Annotated in this window: 13 protein-coding genes; 12 read left to right on the top strand and 1 reads right to left on the bottom strand. The window is 58.5% G+C overall.

Annotation, left to right across the window (positions count from 1 at the left end):
- Positions 1 to 129 precede the first annotated feature (129 nt).
- The 10 genes from tssI to ACTJKT_RS22380 all read left to right on the top strand — a co-directional run bounded on the left by tssI (position 130) and on the right by ACTJKT_RS22380 (position 11,956).
- Positions 130 to 2,172 carry a type VI secretion system tip protein TssI/VgrG gene (gene tssI / locus ACTJKT_RS22425; RefSeq protein ID WP_440788628.1) on the top strand — a complete coding sequence of 681 codons (2,043 nt, stop codon included), beginning with the start codon at positions 130 to 132 and terminating at the stop codon, positions 2,170 to 2,172.
- Complete coding sequence (locus tag ACTJKT_RS22420; protein ID WP_440788627.1) at positions 2,162 to 2,905, top strand: DUF4123 domain-containing protein; 744 nt, start codon at positions 2,162 to 2,164, stop codon at positions 2,903 to 2,905. The genes tssI and ACTJKT_RS22420 overlap by 11 nt, the downstream gene beginning before the upstream one ends.
- Positions 2,902 to 7,851: an RHS repeat-associated core domain-containing protein gene (locus ACTJKT_RS22415; RefSeq protein WP_440788626.1), complete on the top strand. Its 4,950-nt coding sequence runs from the start codon at positions 2,902 to 2,904 to the stop codon at positions 7,849 to 7,851. The genes ACTJKT_RS22420 and ACTJKT_RS22415 overlap by 4 nt, the downstream gene beginning before the upstream one ends.
- A gap of 38 nt (positions 7,852 to 7,889) precedes the next feature.
- Positions 7,890 to 8,312: a hypothetical protein gene (locus ACTJKT_RS22410; RefSeq protein WP_440788625.1), complete on the top strand. Its 423-nt coding sequence runs from the start codon at positions 7,890 to 7,892 to the stop codon at positions 8,310 to 8,312.
- 316 nt (positions 8,313 to 8,628) lie between these two features.
- Positions 8,629 to 8,772, top strand: coding sequence for a hypothetical protein (locus ACTJKT_RS22405; RefSeq protein ID WP_440788624.1), 144 nt, complete (start codon positions 8,629 to 8,631; stop codon positions 8,770 to 8,772).
- Between the two features lie 624 nt (positions 8,773 to 9,396).
- Positions 9,397 to 9,669, top strand: coding sequence for a hypothetical protein (locus ACTJKT_RS22400; protein ID WP_440788623.1), 273 nt, complete (start codon positions 9,397 to 9,399; stop codon positions 9,667 to 9,669).
- Positions 9,670 to 9,957: 288 nt separating this feature from the next.
- Entirely contained in the window at positions 9,958 to 10,212 is a 255-nt protein-coding gene (locus ACTJKT_RS22395; RefSeq protein WP_440788622.1) for a hypothetical protein, read from the top strand.
- Positions 10,213 to 10,306: 94 nt separating this feature from the next.
- Positions 10,307 to 10,627 carry a hypothetical protein gene (locus ACTJKT_RS22390; RefSeq protein ID WP_440788621.1) on the top strand — a complete coding sequence of 107 codons (321 nt, stop codon included), beginning with the start codon at positions 10,307 to 10,309 and terminating at the stop codon, positions 10,625 to 10,627.
- A 26-nt stretch (positions 10,628 to 10,653) separates the two neighbouring features.
- A complete protein-coding gene (locus ACTJKT_RS22385; RefSeq protein WP_440788620.1) occupies positions 10,654 to 11,016 on the top strand; it encodes a hypothetical protein in 363 nt (120 codons plus the stop codon).
- Positions 11,017 to 11,287: 271 nt separating this feature from the next.
- Positions 11,288 to 11,956 (top strand): hypothetical protein, encoded by a 669-nt coding sequence (locus tag ACTJKT_RS22380; protein WP_440788619.1) that lies wholly within the window; start codon positions 11,288 to 11,290, stop codon positions 11,954 to 11,956.
- Between the two features lie 106 nt (positions 11,957 to 12,062).
- Here ACTJKT_RS22380 and ACTJKT_RS22375 read toward each other — a convergent pair whose 3' ends face one another.
- Positions 12,063 to 14,432, bottom strand: coding sequence for a TonB-dependent receptor (locus ACTJKT_RS22375; protein ID WP_440788618.1), 2,370 nt, complete (start codon positions 14,430 to 14,432; stop codon positions 12,063 to 12,065).
- 154 nt (positions 14,433 to 14,586) lie between these two features.
- On the opposite strand from ACTJKT_RS22375, the gene ACTJKT_RS22370 reads away from it, so the two are divergent.
- A complete protein-coding gene (locus tag ACTJKT_RS22370; protein ID WP_106696223.1) occupies positions 14,587 to 15,531 on the top strand; it encodes a LysR family transcriptional regulator in 945 nt (314 codons plus the stop codon).
- 222 nt (positions 15,532 to 15,753) lie between these two features.
- On the top strand, positions 15,754 to 17,370 hold the full coding sequence (locus ACTJKT_RS22365) for an alkaline phosphatase family protein (RefSeq protein ID WP_440788617.1): 1,617 nt from the start codon (positions 15,754 to 15,756) through the stop codon (positions 17,368 to 17,370).
- Positions 17,371 to 17,409 lie beyond the last annotated feature (39 nt).

Genomic DNA, 17,409 nt, shown 5'->3' with positions numbered 1-17,409 from the left:
GCCGACCGTTACACCAACATCGGCCAGCTCTGCTGGTCGATGTTGTTTACGCCATAAGGGATTTCTTGCGTTCGTCGGCGCCCGGCCCCGGGCTCGACCCACGCGGCAGTACTGCACGAGGAACAAGGGATGTTCGCGCCGGCCAATCAGACCCACTTCAGCCTGACCGTCGAAGGTCTTTCGAACGACCTCCAGGTACTGTCCTTCACCGGACGGGAAGCCATCAGCCAGCCCTTTGCCTTCGAGGTCGAGCTGGTCAGCGCCCAGGCCGCCCTGGACCTGGAAAGCCTGCTGCACAAACCGGCCTTCCTGCAGTTGGCGCAGAACGGCACCGGCATCCACGGGCAAATCTACCGCGTCGCCCAGGGCGATTCCGGCAAGCGCCTGACCCGCTACTCGGTGACTGTGCGCCCGCACCTGGCCTACCTCGCGCACCGCATCAACCAACGCATCTTCCAGAACCTCACGGTGCCGAAAATCATCGGCCAGGTCCTCGAAGAACACGGCATTCAAAGCAACGCCTACGAATTCAAGACAGGTTCGATCTATCCCGAGCGCAACTACTGCGTGCAGTACGACGAATCGGACCTGCATTTCATCCAGCGCCTGTGCGAGGAAGAAGGTATCCACTACCACTTCCAGCACAGCGCCGACAGCCACAAGATCGTTTTCGGCGATGACCAGACGGTGTTCCCGAAACTGGCGCCCGTGGCCTATCAGCAAGACTCCGGCATGGTCGCCAACGACCCGGTGATCAAGCGTTTCGACCTGCGCCTGGAAGCCCGCACCAGCCGCACCACGCGCCGCGACTACGACTTCGAGAAGCCGCGCCTGACCCTGGAGAGCGACGCCAAGAGCGAGTTCAAGCCGGACCTCGAGGATTACGACTACCCGGGGCGTTTCACCGATCGCGAGCGCGGCAAGCACCTGGCCAAGCGCGCCCTGGAACGCCACCGCAGCGACTACCGGCTGGCCGAGGGCAAAAGTGACCAGCCGCTGCTGGTCAGCGGGCATTTCCTGGCCCTGAGCGAACACCCGAAAGCGCAATGGAACGACCTCTGGCTGCTCACCGAGATCGTCCATGAAGGCAAGCAGCCGCAGGTGCTGGAAGAGTCGGTGTCCAGCGACACCACAGCCCTGAAGGACGACTTCCACCAGGGCTATCGCAACCGCTTCCAGGCCACGCCCTGGGACGTGCCCAACCGGCCGCCGCTGACGCATCCGAAGCCGCGCATCCTCGGCAGCCAGAGCGCGGTAGTCACCGGGCCCAAGGGCGAAGAGATCCACTGCGACCAGTACGGTCGGGTCAAGGTGCAGTTCCACTGGGACCGCGAAGGCCAGTCGGACGACAAGACCAGCTGCTGGCTGCGCGTGTCCTCGGCCTGGGCCGGCGCCCAGTACGGCGGCATCGCCATCCCGCGGATCGGCATGGAAGTGCTGGTGACCTTCCTCGAGGGCGACCCCGACCAGCCGCTGATCAGCGGCTGCCTGTACCACAAGGAAAACGTCGTCCCCTACGAGTTGCCGGCGAACAAGACCCGCAGCACCTTCAAGACCCTCAGTTCCCCCGGTGGTGGCGGCTACAACGAGCTGCGCATCGAGGACAAGAAGGGCCAGGAACAGATCTTCCTGCACGCCCAGCGCGACTGGGACGAGAACGTCGAACACGACCAGAAGATCCGCGTCGGCAACGAACGCCACGACACAGTCGAAGCCAACAGCTACAGCGAGTTCAAGGCCGAGGAACACCACACCGTGCACGCCGACCGCAAGGTCGAAGCCCGCGCCAGCGACCACCTCACCGTCGGCGCCAACCAGCACATCAAGATCGGCACCGGGCAGTTCATCGAAGCTGGCCAGGAGATCCACCTCAATGCCGGGGTGAAGGTGGTGATGGAAGCCGGCAGCGAGCTGACCCTCAAGGGCGGCGGCAGCTTTATCAAGCTCGACGCCGGTGGCGTGACCATCAGCGGCCCGCAGGTCAAGGTCAACTCCGGCGGCGGCCCGGGCAGCGGCTCCGGCGCCGCGCCGCTGATGCCTGGCGTGCTGAAGCAGGCCGACGCCGACAAGGCCGGTGCCCTGCTGACCCCGGCGCAAATCAACACCCTCAAGCGCAACGCGCCTTTCTGCGAAGAGTGCGAAAAGTGCAAGGACGGTGCCTGTGCCATCTGATCGCCTGACACCCCAATCCTGGCTCGCCCAGCAGCCGCTGCAAGCCGACGAGCGCCTGTACCTGGTCATCAGCAACGCCAGCGACGCCGACCCGCTCAAGGACTTCTACCAAACCCAGGGCGCCAGCGGCCTGACCCCGATCTGGAGCGGCACCCCCTACGCCGACTGGCAGCCGGTGATGCCTTACCTGGTCGAACTGAAACCGACCTCGAACTTCCTCGACTGGATCGCCACCACCGACGCCGACGACTGGGGCTGGCTGGCCGTCTCCAGCTGCGAGCCGGACGTGGTGTTCGAACATCTGCGCAGCCTGACCCAAGTGAAAATGCCGGACGGCGCCGAGGTGTTTTTCCGGTTTTGGGATGGGCGGCATATTTATCCGATTTTGGAAGGGTTGGGCGAAGACGCCCCCCAGGTCCTCCCCATATTCGACCGCTATCTGATCAATGGCCGGGCATTGAGTACTGGCCAAGGCGTAGTCAAGCCACCCAAACCATTCCCCTGGTGGGAAGTGCCGGAAGCGCTGGTCAAGAAGCTCGCCGAGGACGATCCGAGCACCGTGATCGACAACATGATGCAGTGGCTGCTGGAAGACCACGCCGAGCTGTATTTCTCGTTCCCCGAATCCAACCTGCGGCAGAAGGTGACACGTTTCGTAAAACGCACCCCGCTCACGGAAGAAAACTACACCGGGCTATTGAAAGCCCACTTGGAAAATGAGGTGGCTGTATGAGCATTTTGATGGGGGAGATCGTCGGTAACCTGACGGCTAAACAACCGGATGCTCAAGCCATCATCCGCGACTTCAAGAAATGCCTGGCCGACTACCGTGCCCACGCCGAAGCCTGGTACGGCAGCGTGCTGGATGCCGAGCAGCAATTCCAGGTCGGCGACGAAGTGGCCACCCAGGACAAGGACAGCAAAAGCAGCGCCGACCTTTACGCGAATTGCCCGGCCAACGGCAAGCTCAAGCTGGTGCACAGTTTTGAATCCGCGCGCTTTGTGCCGATCGGTAATACACCGGTGCGCTTGGTGCCGGTGGTTGACGGGATGGTGTACGGCAAGAACGAAGCCGGTGCTGCCATCAACGTCACCATCGGCCCCAGCGGCATCAAGGAAGTCACGGGGCTCAAGCCCAACCAGCAATACAAGATCACCTTCTTCCCCAACCCGACCCGGGCGCAGATCGACTCGTTATTCAACTCCTATCAGGGCGTGATCGGTGACTTGAGCGGCTGGCTACAAACCGAATGGAGCACCGACTTCCTGCCGTTGTGGCAGGCCCATAGCAGTGCGTCCATAGGCGGTCGGGCGATGCAACAACTGGAGGCGGCGTGGAAAGGTTTCCTCAAGGCCATCATGGGTTTGTGGGGCGATATCAAGAGCCTCTACAACCTGGTGGCCCATCCTCGGGAAAACTACCAGAAGCTGAAGAAGTTCTTCACCGAGGAGGAAATCAAGAAGATCTACAACGCCTCGAAAGACGCCATCCACACCGCTTTGCTGATTGCCAGCGACGAGCCACTGATGTGGATCTACGTGGCAGCGATTGTCGCCTGGGTGAAGATGCTGCCACCGCAAACCTGCATGGAAGTGCTGGCTGAGCTGACCACCGAAGTGCTGCTGAACATCCTGATCGGTATTGTGCTCACCGGCGGTATCGGTCTGGCCGTACGGGTCGGTACCAAGGCACTCAAGGCCACGCAAAGTGGCGGCAAAGTGCTGAAGTTGATCGAAGAGTTCACTTCCATGCTGATGAAAGTCAGCAAGAAGAACGCGGCCGGTCACACTGAAACGGCCAGGCCTTTGCTGCTCAATGGCAACGCGGCGTTGAACCCCGGTCGCAAGGCCAGCGTAGAGATCGCCCCGCCCAAACCCGCAGCAACGGCTACAGCCCCCAAGCAGAAGCCGAAAGCCTCTGGTGGCACAGTGGAAACTGATGCGCAGATCCAGGCGCGTGGCAAGAAGAAGCCCGCTACCCAGGCTGAGCTGAGCGAACCTGTCAATGATGTGCCCAAGCAATCCACAAACCCGGCGGATAAACCGGCACGGTGTACAAGAGATACTCGCTGCGAAGACGACCCTATCTCGATGGTTACCGGTGAAGAACTGCTAACCCTCACCGATGGAGAACTCAACGGCCTGCTACCCCTGGAGTGGACGCGGCTGTATCGCACCAGTGCGGCGGAAATCGACAATCGCCTGGGCTTCGGCTGGAGCCATTCGCTTTCTCATCGGTTGCAAATCAATGACGAAGGCGTGCTGTGGACTGACAACGAAAACCGCCAGACCCAGTTTCCGCTGCCAAACGAACAGCGCCCTGCGATCACCAACAGCTTGGCCGAGGCGGCGATCTTCCTGGGGGATGCTCCAGGCGAGCTGATCCTGACCCAGGCCGGAGAAAGTGCGCGTTTCTATCACTTCCGCGCCGGGCGCCTGACCACTATCAGCGACGCCTACGATAACCAGTTGCATATCAGCTATGACCTGGTCGACCGCATCCAGCGTATCGACAACGGTGCCGGCCGCTGCCTGTACCTGCGTTACGATGAACGCCATATTGTCGCCGTGGACTACCAGCAGCACCGCCCCGAGTACGATGAACGAGGCGAGCGTCAGGAACCCTGGCAGACAGTCCAGACCCTGGTCAGTTATCAGTACAACGAACGCCACCAGCTCATCAGCGCCACCAATGCCGCAGGTGAAGCCGAACGTTATCGCTACGATGAACAGAACGTCATCCAGGAACGCCAACTGGCTGGAGGCGCGAGCTTTTCCTGGGAGTGGGAGCGTGAAGGCAAGGTCGCTCGCTGCATTCGTCAATGGGCCAGCGCCTCACAGATCGATTCACGTTATGTATGGGACGACGAAGGCACCGTTACTGCTATCAACTCCGACGGCAGTGAACAGATTTATGTGCACGATGAAAATGCTCGTCTGGTAAGCGAGACCAGCCCCGACGGCGCCGAAATACAAAGAGCCTATGACGAGAAAGGCCACCTGATCGCGGAAAAAGATCCGCTCGGCGCCGTTACCGAATATCACTACAGCGAAGCCGGACGCCTACTGGCGGTCGTCCCGCCAGAGGATGAACCAACCCAGTACAAGTATTTCTATGGCCATCTCGTCGAAGTACAGCGCGGCCAGGCGCAGTGGAAATACGAACGCAACGACCAGGGTGACATCACCCAACAAACCGACCCGCACGGCAACGAAACTCACTACCGCTACGACCGCCAGGGCCGCCTGCTGGAAATCACCCACCCCGACGGCAGCCGCCATCAACTGGGCTGGAACGGCCTCGGCCAGCTACTGGAAGAACGCCTGCCCGACGGCGGCCAGCGCAAGTACCGCTACGACGCCCTCGGCCGGCAGATCACCCGCCAGGACGAAAGCGGCGCCATCACCCAGTACCAATGGGACGCCGCCAACCGCCTGGCGCAGATCACCCTGCCCGGCGGCGCAACCCGGGCCTTCAGCTACAACGCCTACGGCAAAGTCACCGCTGAGCGCGACGAGCTGGGCCGCATCACCCGCTACGAATACGCCGACAACCTGCACCTGGTCAGCCGCCGCATTAACCCGGATGGCAGCCAGTTGCGTTATCGCTACGACAACGCGCGCCTGCTGCTGACCGATATCGAAAACGAACGCGGCGAGCAGTACCACCTGGACTACTACCCTAACGGCCTGATCCAGCAGGAAACCGGCTTCGACGGACGCAGCACCGCCTATGCCTACGACCTCAACGGCAACCTGCTGAAGAAAACCGAATTCGGCGACGACGGCAGCGAACTGGTCACCGAGTACCAGCGCGATGCTGCGGGCCGCTTGCTAGTGAAAACCCTGGCCGATGGCGAAGAAATTCACTACAGCTACGACGCCCTGGGGCGCCTGGTCAATGTCGACGACGGCCACTGGCCGCTGGCCTACGAGTACGACCTGCAAGACCGCCTGATCACCGAACACCAGGGCTGGGGCACCCTGCGCTACGAGTACGACAAGCTCGGCCAGCTCAGCCACTGCCGCCTGCCCGATGGCAGCAAGCTCGACTATCGCCATGCCCCTGGCGGCCAGCTCAGCAGCATCGACCTCAACGGCTCGCGCCTGACCAGCCACCAGTTCAACGCTGGCCGCGAGCAGCAGCGCCAACAGGGCCTGCTGCTCAGCCAGTACCAGTACGACGACCAGGGCCGCCTACAGGCCCACAGCGTCAGCCAGCAACAGCACGGCCAGCACCAAAACCTCTACCGCCGCGCCTATGCCTACGACGCCAACGGCAACCTCGCCGGCATCGACGACAGCCGCAAGGGCAACCTGCGTTATCACTACGACCCGCTGGATCGCCTGATCAACGTACGGGGTGCCACACCGGAAAGCTTCGCCCACGACCCGGCCGGTAACCTGCTCGGTCAAGGCGACCAACCTGCCGCCAACCTGGCCAACGTCAAAGGCAACCGCCTGCTGATGCAAGGCGACCGCCATTACGACTACGACGCCTTCGGCAACCTCAGCCGCGAACGCCGCGGCGCGGGCCAGAAGCTGGTCACCGAATACCAGTACGACTGCCAACACCGCCTGATCGGCGTCAGCCTGCCAGGCGGCAGCACCGCCACCTACAAATACGACGCCTTCGGCCGCCGCATCGCCAAGACCGTCGATGGCCGTACCACGGAATTCCTCTGGCAAGGCGAACAACTGATCGCCGAGAGCGCTGAAAATCGCTACCGCACTTATATCTATGAACCCGGCACCTTCCGCCCACTGGCCATGCTCGATGGCGAAGGCCCGGCCCAGGCTACGCCGTTCTACTACCAGCTTGACCACCTCGGTACACCGCAGGAATTGACCGCCTATAGCGGCGAGATCATGTGGTCGGCGAAATACCGCGCCTATGGCAATCTGGCCGCGCTGGACGTTTCCGAAATCGACAACCCGCTGCGCTTCCAGGGTCAGTATTTCGATACGGAAACCGGGCTGCACTACAACCGCCATCGCTACTACAATCCGAGCTCTGGACGGTTCTTGACCCCGGACCCGATCAAGCTGGCGGGGGGGTTGAACAACTACCAGTACGTACCTAACCCTACGGGGTGGGTGGATCCGTTGGGATTGAACTGCCTAGGACAGGGCGGTGGTAAATCAGGAGGCCCGGAAAATCCTGCAGCTAAGGCGGCAGCGAATGAGGGGACACCAAAAGCTCCTGCTCCTCAAATGACAGCGCAGCAGCGGCAGGCAAGGATTGAGGAGTTGTCTGAGGCAAATGCGAAGCGACGGGTTCAGGAACTTGAGGCCAAGTACAATATGCATACTGTCGGGAAACATGGGCCAGAGATTCCCGACGCGACGATGAGACAGAGGGCAATAGATGGCACCGATCCTATTACAGGTACTCAGGGACGCTTGAATAAAAGCTCCCAGTTCAAAACATGGAAGCTACATCTAAATGCTCTCAATGAAGCTCTTACCAGAAAAGCCCGCGGTTTACCTGCTCATACTGGCTTTGATAGAAACAACAACCCTATCGTTAGAGTAGAACAACCCGGAGCAGGTCGAGGTTATAAGCCAAATAGGCGCGACCCTCAGAACCCAATATTAAACGAGAACATGAATGGTGCGGAGATAAAATTCGATAGGGCTGATCCAAATAGGCCTTTTACTGCTTTCCCTGTAGATTAAAGCCAAAAAAATCAACTCAATTAAATAGAGAAACCACTATGTTGATGGCCCCACGTACTGATTTACCATATCAACCTACCATCGCTTCGTTTTTGGCTGGCATAGATACAGAATACAAAGATGAAAATTTTAAAAAAAACCTACTAAAATTTGACCCAAACGATCACAACGATAGAAGAAAAATAATTACGGACTACATATTACATGATCAAAATTACCTTACGTACCGGCACAAGCTAGTTTTAATTGAAGAACTGAAAAAGGCAATTTCAGAAAAAGAGTATGATTTTGATTCTTTATTTGAATACGACTACGATACCGAAGAGTACTCTTCGTCACCCTGGGGCGCACATGAAATCATTACTCCCAGAAGTTTTTTTGAAGACATTCTTAATGTCGCACAAAATATTTGGAGTGAAGACCTTGCAAAGGCGGCATCTGAAGATAGATCCACATGGTAAATAAACTCAGCGTCTTAGTTAACCAATAGACCATTAAATGCAGAAAAACCTTCCCTAAAAAACAATTCGACTTTCGCCTGTTTTTATGAAATTCACCCAACAAGTAAGATTTTTATTTCACGACAAGCAGACGACAAGAGTGTGGAAGCCTTAACGATATTGTTCGAATGGAGATGCCTGATGCGGGTAGGGGCTACACACCAAACAAGAGGGACAAAGCTAATCCACTCTATAATGACAGCATGAATGGGGCCGAAGTAAAACTTGATTCAGCAGACCGCCCCTTTACCGCACTCCAAACTAAGATGAGGCTCTGATGTTATTAGATAAAGATTCAGGCGTTCCTTACCTTCCAATACCAGCATACTTTTTAGGAGGGTTTGATATCTATGACAGAGAGGAAACGCTAGGTGTTGAACTCGAAGCTTACGATCCGGAAAATCCAAAAGACCGTATTTAGCTGATAGAAAAATATTGCCTTAATAGATACAAAAGTATTTCATACAGACATAAATTTGTTCTTTTGAAATCTTTGGAAAATGCACTACTTGATAAAAGCTTCGACTTTAACAAGCTACTCGAAGATAATCCTGAGGAGTATTCGTCACTTCCATCAGGATGGGACGAAATGAGAAACCCAAAAGCTTTTTTCGAGGAGATCTTTAGGCTAGCAAGCGAAAAATGGAAGGACGATCTAGCCAAAGCGAGCATTGAAGACCCATCAACTTGGTAAGAAATCAAAACACGAAGCAAACCTCAGTATTTATAATGCTGAGGACTTCCCTTACCAACTCAACCACTGAAACTCTTCTTGACACTTTAACTTACAAGCGCCTTTATCTAAGACAAATTTAAACATAAAATCAAATAGAGCGATTTCTCTCTAATATTTTCAGAGAATTTTCCTACAGGATACATCGATTTCTGCCAACTTGTAGCTCCCTCTCTACCCAGATAGTATCTTCAAGTCGCTGCAAAATCAGTGACAAATCCAGGAGCTTTCAAAATATCCAAAATAAGTATCGCCTCCGCAGTTCAAACTAATGACCTTGAAATCGCCATTTTTTTGCACCAACGATTCAAGATGTCATTGATTGGATCTCAAAAAAAATTAAGCATGGGCGACAAAGGTTTCTTCTACACATGTGAGCTGTATGGAAACGATCATACAGTGCGAGAAAAAGAAATTCGTGACATCATTGCTTTTTTCAATAGAAAAAACACCCAACTTCTTTTTATTGAAATTGACGACGGACAAGAATGGGGAGATTTAGACCCTAACAATCTTGATGACCTCTCAATATCTGAAGAGGAAATTATTAACACTCTTAACGCATCCAAAGGACTTTACCAGTAATCACTACGGCGCGATGGCCTAGGACACTCCATAGCCTCCTTACTTCACCAGAGCAGATTAAAATTCACCGAGCTTATAAAGTCACAACACAACCTTCAAGTCATTCGAGTGCCAAGCGGATGGACAGCAACAATAAATAACCTTTTCGAAATTTAGCTAATGCAAATCCAGAACAAGAAATGAGGATTACATGCTAGAAGTATGATCTAGAGGCGTCAAAAACTCTCAATTCGAAACTCCCTGACACCGGCAAAACCTACCCACTCTTCAGGAAATCAAATTAAATTCATGTACGTCAATAAAGCCTACAAAACTGAATCCGCCTCATACATTGGCGGCAAACCAGCCATCCCCCAAGGGAAAAGCATACCCAAGAGCCCAAACGGTAGCTTGATGAGCTTTTATTTCACGCTGCAGTTTCCAGAAGCTCATTCACTACATGGCTGCACACTTAGTGTTTTCGCAGCAACTGATGACTTCAACGAAGATTATACGATCCCTGAAATGCTCAAGGTCCCACTATTGGGGGGCAACCATTCCTGATAATTTCTTAAGGAGCTATCAAAGATATTTTGCAGCCTTTCTTTTCAGAAATGAAGAAAAGGTCTATGCAAGTGACTACCCGATACGGATCGCAATGACTCCTTTAGCATTTAGCCACAGCAAAGGCAGTGATGTATTCGGATGGGCTGGTGATAATCCAAAATGGCTTATGGATGATGAGACACCGGGTCAGTACAGGGGCGCGGCCCTGGACTTCCTATTGCAAGTACACGGAGAACAATCATTTCCGATCATCGATACCGCCCCTGCACAACAAGAATTGGATATCTTTGGCGGAAGCAAGTCCCGAGCAAAAAGAAACTACACTTTGTTCAATCAAAACGAGATCTATTTTTTTGGCAGTAGAATCGAAGACGTTGATGATCGTATCTACATAGTCACTCAATGTGACTGATATAAAACCAACTGGTAATACAGACCATGATCCCACTGACACTCAAACAAAAAAGCCTTATCCACAACTGCTTGCTCGACCTTACAGACTCTTCCTCCCTGAATAACTCCAGCTTTCTACCAGTAGCCTTGGACAAGCTCATCGCCTCAGAAGGTTTCGGTATAGAGATGTCCGGGATCTACATCAGCACCGACGAGGACGCTGAGCGCATTCCCAAATACCTGCAAAAAGGCATGGCTTTCGAGTTTATGGATGAGCATGTGGTGCTTTCATTTTCTGATGGGGTTGCGGCCATCACCCACTGGTGCCAAAGCAACGAAGTTCCAGATCGGGAAGGCACTCTATTGAAGTGCGAAATACTGAAAGAACAGCTTTCCAAAGAAGCCTGACCGGCGCTGAGGAACCCACTGCAAAAAGCTTCGCTGCCAGCAACGAGCAACCCACTCCCACCAAACCCCATCGCCCCCCAGCGACAAAAAACCGCAACCACCTCCCCCGCCAAACCAGTCATGCTCCCTCCCCCTGCGATAACACCCGGCAGGCGCATTAACCTGCCGTAAACCCAGCAACCCGTACCCTCACCCCCACTGCCCATTTGTTTATTCCCGCATTCATCCGTTTAATCCCTATCCACTCCCCCGCAACACAACGAAGACCCTCATGACTCGATACCTGCTTTACCCCCTCCTCCTGCTGTCCACCCTGCTGACCGGCTGCGCGACGCAGCTCGGGGTGGCGCTCAATGGCACACCGGATCCGGACTATCAATTTGATCGGCAGGCGCTGGTGCTGGTGACGGTCACCCAGGGTAATGACGAGCATGCGCTGAATGCCCGTTATTACCTGCGCGATATGGTCAATGCGATGAAGGATCAGGGGTTCCGGGAGGTGTTCACCGAGGCGACGCTGCCAAAGAAGCATGCGCCGATCAAGATGACGGTGACCCTGGATATCGAGAGCAAGAAGGTGACGTATCGCTACACCGCCACCGAGTATGGGCAGGTCCCGACCAGCACCTCTACGGTGTGCAAGGATGGCAAGAAAAAGGACAAGCTGGTCTGTACCAGTACGCCCAATACCAGTTATGGCCCGGTGGGCACTTCGGAGCGGACCGGTTACGCCAGGCTGACCACCTTTACCGTGACGGCCAGGGATGAGGCCAGCAGGCGTGCGGTGTATCTGCTGCGGGTGTCGTCGCAGAACGACGATTGTCAGGACGGCAAGGTCGAGGCCTTTGTGGTGCAACAGGGTTTGCAGAACCTGGATTTCCGCGACCGTGTGCAGCGTAATTACACGGTGACCATGCCTGACGGTTACAGCTGTAAATAAGCGTCTTCTGTAGGAGCACGATGGCTTGCGATGCAGGCGCCGTGGTGTGTCAGGGCGGGCGCTATCGCGGGCAAGCCTCGCTCCTACAGAAGCACAGGGCGTCCGGTCAGAAGTCGTAGCGGCCTGTCACGCCGAGGGTCCGCGGGGTGCCGAGCAAACCTTCGTAGCCGCCATTCCCCCCCGACCACAGGGTGGTGTAGTAGGTCTTGTCAAAGGCGTTTTTCAGCCAGAGCGACACGTCCCACTGTCCCTGCTCATAGTTGCCACGTAACCCGGTGGAGAGGTTGACCACGGCGTAGCTGGGGATCTGGCCGTAGTCGGAATCCTCGACGGTGCCGACGGCCTTGGAGCGGAAGGCGTAGCTGCCGGTGACGTAGGGTTCGAGGCCGTTGTCCAGGTTCCATTTGTATTCGCCGTTGGCATTGCCGATCCATTTCGAGGCGCCGACCACCTGGTGGCCGCTGAGGTCGCAGGAGGCCGGGGCGCCCGGGCGCAGGCTGACTTCGGGCGGGCATGGCGCGTCCTTGTACGACAGGTAGCGCACGTCGTTGTAGGAACCGTTGAAGTTCAGGGTCAGGCCACGGAGGGGGATCAGGGTGCTTTCGAATTCCACGCCCCGTGAGCGCACCGAGCCGGCGTTGGTCAGGTATTGCACGCGGTTGTTGGCGTCATAGGCGTTGGTCTGGTAGCCGTTGACCTGGGTCCAGAACAGGTTGGCGTTGAGTTGCAGGCGCTTGTCCCACAGGGTGCTCTTGAAACCCAGCTCGGCGTTGTTGGCGCGCTCGGTGCCGATCAGCAGCGAGTCGGCGCCGGCGGTGGGCGCCGAGCCGACCGCGAGGTTGACCCCGCCGGACTTCTCGCCGTGGGACAGGGTGGCGTAGCCCAGCAAATCATCGGTGAAGCGGTAGCTGAGGTTGAGCAGGCCCGAGGGGCTGGTGCTGTACTGGTTGAGGTCGCCGGAGTCGTAGGCCCCGGCTCGCCCGCGCCGCGCAGTGGCCGCAGCTCCGGTCACCGCGGCGCCACCCACTGGCGCGTTACGGGTCACCCAGGCGCTTTTCTCTTCATAGGTGCCGCGCAGGCCGGCGGTGAAATCCAGGCGCTCGGTGAGGTGCCAGGTGCCCTGGGCGAACAGCGCGAAGCTGTCGGTGCGGATATGCCCGTTGCCGATGCTGGTGACGTTGTTCAGGGCGCCGGTAGGCGTGCCGTTCCAGATGTCCGCCTTGGGTCCGTAATAGCTGAAGGATTTGTTATCGAGGTCGGAGCCGAAGTAGTAGGCGCCGAGCACGTAATCGAAGAAACCACCGGTGGGCGAGGCCAGGCGGAATTCCTGCGACCACTGCTTATCTTCCACCGAGACCCCGGCGTTATAGCTGGCCGGCACGTTGAGGCCGTCGTCGTTACGCGGGGTGAAATCCCACCAGCGGTAGGAGCTGACCGAGGTCAGGGTGAAGTCGCTGGGCAGGGTCCAGTTGGCCTCCAGCGAGGTGCCGCCCTGGAACACCGTGACGTGCTGATCGTTGTCCAGGTTGACCTTGCGGTGCGTGCCGTCGACCAGGGTTGCGCCGGCCGCGGTGGCCCGCGACTGGTACTGGTTGACGCCATTGATGGTCGGCCCGGTGCTGTACAACACCCGGGTGCCGGCACTGGAATCCTCTTCGTTGTAGTCGCCGATCCAGCGCAGGTTGAAGTTCTCGTTGGGCTTGAACAGCAGCTGGCCACGGAAGCCCTGGCGCGAGCCACCGTTGAGGTCATGGCCGTCGTGTTCGTTCTTGATATCGCCGTCGCTGCGGGTGCGATAGGCCGAAAAACGCCCGGCCAGTTCGTCGCTCAGCGGCCCGGAAATCGTACCCTTGGTCTGGAAGTAACCATCCTCGCCCACCGAGGTCTCGATGCTGCGCTCGGGAGTGAAGCTCGGCGCGCGGGTGCTGATGTTGATCACCCCGGCGGTGGTGTTCTTGCCGAACAGCGTGCCCTGGGGACCGCGCAGCACTTCCAGCTGCTCGATGTCCATCAGGTCGAACACCGCCATGCCCGGCCGCCCCAGGTAGACGTTGTCGATGTACAGGCCGACGCTGCCTTCCAGGCCGTCGCTGGCCGGGTTGTTGCCCAGGCCGCGGATCGACACGCTGGACTGGCGCGCGTGCATGTAGGCGACGTTGACGCTCGGCACCAGCTGCTGCAGATCCTGGATGCGATAGATCCGCTGGCTCTCCAGGGCCTGGCCACCGATCACGCTCATCGGCGTCGGTACGTCCTGGGCACTCTCCTCGCGACGCCGCGCGGTCACGGTCACGGTTTCCAGCTGGCCGCTGGCGGCGGACCGGGCGGCATTGGCCTTGGCCGGGGCCTCGACAGGCGTTTCGGCGTCGGCGGCATAGCCCTGGGACCAGCCGGCGCTACCGGCCAGCAGCAGGGCTAGCGGCAGGCGCTTGAGCCGTCGGGGCGAAGTGGGGGACGCAAGGTTCAACGGGCTCATGGGCGGCTCCTGGGCAAAAAACAGACTGATCCGTATATTCTTTTAAGTTATTTATTTATGTTTTTAATAAGATTTACGGAATAAGAGATTGCCTTTATAAAGAGTCGACCTAATGCATAGCCAATGCATTTCCCCGATATTTTCAATGTGAAAAATGCATATCGATCTGCGCCAGCTCCGTCACTTCATCGCCCTCGCCGAACAGCGCAGCTTTGTCGCGGCCGCCTTGGCGGTGAACCTGTCGCAATCGGCCTTCAGCCGCAGCATCCAGGCCCTGGAGCACAGCGTCGGCTGTCAGCTGGTGGATCGCGGGCGCAAGGACCTGGCGCCGACCAAACAGGGGCTGGTGCTGCTCGAACATGCGCGGCGGCTGGTCAGCGGCGCGCAGCAACTGGCCAACGAGATCAGCCAGTTCAACGGTCTGGAGGCGGGCGAGCTGCGCTTCGGTTGCGGGCCGGCGCCGGCGGCGGGCTTGATCCCCCGGGCCATCGGTAGCTTTATCGGGCGTTACCCCAAGGCCCGGGTGCAGTTCCAGGTGGATGACTGGCAGACCCTGAGCAAACGCCTGCTCAGCGAAGAGTTCGAATTTTTCGTCGCCGACACCCGGCAGTTCGAGGCCAACCCGGATTACCTGACCCAGCGCCTGCGCCCGCGCAAATGGCATTTCTGCTGCCGTGCCGGGCACCCGCTGGCCCGGCAGGAAAGCGTCAGCGCCGCCGAGCTGATGAGTTACCCGCTGGCCGCGACCATCCGCCCGCCGAACCTGCGCAAGGTCGTGGTCGATCTCAGCGGCCGGCCGGATTTCATCCCGAATGTGGAATGCGAGAACAGCTACAGCCTGCTCGGCGTGGTGATGCGCTCGGATGCGATCGGCATCATCGGCGCCTACAGCGATGCACTGCACAACGCCCGGGGCGAGCTGGTGTGCCTGAAGATCCAAGGCCTGGCCGACGACCTGGAGGAGCTGTACACCCGCTACGGCATCGTCAGCCGCGCCGGGTACCGGCTGTCGCCACTGGCCGAGGCGATGATCGAGGAGATCAAGCGCACCGATGCGCTGGATGAGGATGTGTGTTCGCTGGAGAACTTCGCAGTCTGAAACGCCGACCCTGTAGCCGCTGCCGCAGGCTGCGATAAGGCCGCAGGCCTTCAGCGGTCTTGAAATCGCCGCGCCCCTTCGGGGCGATCGCAGCCTTCGGCAGCGGCTACAGGGTCGTCTTCGCCCCATGCAGGTCGTGCATAAAAACCATGCGCCAAATGCGCTTGTCGTAACGCCCGGCGAAAGCGAAAACCCTCACCTGTCTTTCGATCGGTGAAGCCCATGTCCAACCCCGCCCAACCCGTGCGCAACGTGCTGTACATCATGTGCGACCAGCTGCGTCGCGATTACCTGTCGTGCTACGGCCACCCCCATCTGCATACGCCGAATATCGACCGCCTGGCCGCTGCCGGCGTGCGTTTCAGCCGCGCCTACACCCAGGGCACCATCTGCGGGCCGTCGCGGATGTCGGCCTACACCGGGCGTTATGTCAGCAGCCACCAGGTGGCGTGGAACGCCGTGCCGCTGCCTCTGGAAGAGCTGACCATCGGCGACTACCTGAGCCCTCACGGCATCCGCACCGCGCTGGTGGGCAAGACCCACGCCACGCCCAACCTCGATGCCCTGCAGCGCCTGGCCATCGACCCCGAGAGCCAGCAGGCCGAAGCCCTCAACGAGGTCGGTTTCGAACCCTACCTGCGCCACGACGGGATCTTCCCCGACAGCCCGCTGTTCGACGACAAACGCGAGTCGGCGCCCTACACCCATTACCTGCGCGAACAGGGCTACCAGGGGCGCAACCCCTGGCACGACTGGGCCAACGCCGCCGAAGGTGAACGGGGTGAAATCCTCAGCGGCTGGAAAATGCGCAACGCCCACCTGCCGGCCCGCGTCCCCGAGCAGCATTCGGAGACCGTCTACACCACCGACCGCGCCCTCGACTTCATCAAGGAGCAGGGCGAGCAGCCCTGGTGCCTGCACCTGTCCTATATCAAGCCGCACTGGCCCTATATCGCGCCGGCGCCCTACCACGCGCTGTACACGGCCGAGCAGGTCATCGCCCCGGTGCGCGCCACCGTCGACGAGGCCAGCGACCACCCGGTGTATGCCGCCTTCCGCCAGCATCAGGAGAGCCAGAATTTCTCCCGCGACGAGGTGCGCCTGAACGTGGTGCCGACCTACATGGGCCTGATCAAGCAGGTGGACGATCAGCTTGGGCGCCTGTTCGATTTCCTGCAGAGCAACGGGCGTTGGGATGACACCCTGGTTGTGTTCACCAGCGACCACGGCGACTTTCTCGGCGATCACTGGCTGGGGGAAAAGGAGTTTTTATTGGAGCCGGCAGTAGGCGTGCCGCTGATCGTGCGCGACCCGCGGGCGGCGGCGGATATCAGCCGTGGCACGGTGGACGAGCGCCTGGTGGAAACCATCGACGCCCTGCCGACCTTTCTCGACGCCCTGGGGCTGCCCAGCGCCGAACACCGGCTGGAAGGCCGCTCGCTGATCCCGCTGCTGCATGGTACGGCGGGCGACTGGCGCCGCTACGCCATCAGCGAATACGACTACGCCTTCCAGGCCCCGGCCCGCGAGCGCCTGGCGCAGCCCATCGACCGCTGCCGCATGACCATGGTGCGCAGCGAGCGCTGGAAATACCTGGCCTACGACGGCTTCCGCCCGCAGCTGTTCGACCTGCTCAATGACCCGCAGGAACTGCACGACCTCGGTGCCGACCCGGCCTATGCGGCGGTGCGCGAGGAGCATCTGGGCTATCTGTTCGACTGGCTACGCGGGCTGAAGCGGCGGACCACCATCAGCCACCAAGAGATCGACCTGCGTGGGCAAAGGTTTCGTTATGGCGAACCGGAGGCGGAGAAGGTGGTGCAGATCGGGGTGTGGTGAGAGCGCCGCTGCGCGGCTGATCGCGAGCAAGCTCGCTCC

The organism is Pseudomonas sp. 22526, from assembly GCF_052044735.1.
GTDB classification, from domain to species: domain Bacteria; phylum Pseudomonadota; class Gammaproteobacteria; order Pseudomonadales; family Pseudomonadaceae; genus Aquipseudomonas; species Aquipseudomonas piscium.
The sequence above is the reverse complement of the archived record's forward strand: the minus strand, read 5'-3'. Positions and strand labels throughout refer to the sequence as shown.

Excerpts from the sequence above, each read along its gene's own strand:
- tssI (WP_440788628.1), top strand. The coding sequence starts at position 130 with ATGTTCGCGCCGGCCAATCAGACCCACTTCAGCCTGACCGTCGAAGGT.
- ACTJKT_RS22415 (WP_440788626.1), top strand. The coding sequence starts at position 2,902 with ATGAGCATTTTGATGGGGGAGATCGTCGGTAACCTGACGGCTAAACAA.
- ACTJKT_RS22410 (WP_440788625.1), top strand. The coding sequence starts at position 7,890 with ATGTTGATGGCCCCACGTACTGATTTACCATATCAACCTACCATCGCT.
- ACTJKT_RS22405 (WP_440788624.1), top strand. The coding sequence starts at position 8,629 with ATGTTATTAGATAAAGATTCAGGCGTTCCTTACCTTCCAATACCAGCA.
- ACTJKT_RS22400 (WP_440788623.1), top strand. The coding sequence starts at position 9,397 with ATGTCATTGATTGGATCTCAAAAAAAATTAAGCATGGGCGACAAAGGT.
- ACTJKT_RS22395 (WP_440788622.1), top strand. The coding sequence starts at position 9,958 with ATGTACGTCAATAAAGCCTACAAAACTGAATCCGCCTCATACATTGGC.
- ACTJKT_RS22390 (WP_440788621.1), top strand. The coding sequence starts at position 10,307 with ATGACTCCTTTAGCATTTAGCCACAGCAAAGGCAGTGATGTATTCGGA.
- ACTJKT_RS22385 (WP_440788620.1), top strand. The coding sequence starts at position 10,654 with ATGATCCCACTGACACTCAAACAAAAAAGCCTTATCCACAACTGCTTG.
- ACTJKT_RS22380 (WP_440788619.1), top strand. The coding sequence starts at position 11,288 with ATGACTCGATACCTGCTTTACCCCCTCCTCCTGCTGTCCACCCTGCTG.
- ACTJKT_RS22375 (WP_440788618.1), bottom strand. The coding sequence starts at position 14,432 with ATGAGCCCGTTGAACCTTGCGTCCCCCACTTCGCCCCGACGGCTCAAG.
- ACTJKT_RS22370 (WP_106696223.1), top strand. The coding sequence starts at position 14,587 with ATGCATATCGATCTGCGCCAGCTCCGTCACTTCATCGCCCTCGCCGAA.
- ACTJKT_RS22365 (WP_440788617.1), top strand. The coding sequence starts at position 15,754 with ATGTCCAACCCCGCCCAACCCGTGCGCAACGTGCTGTACATCATGTGC.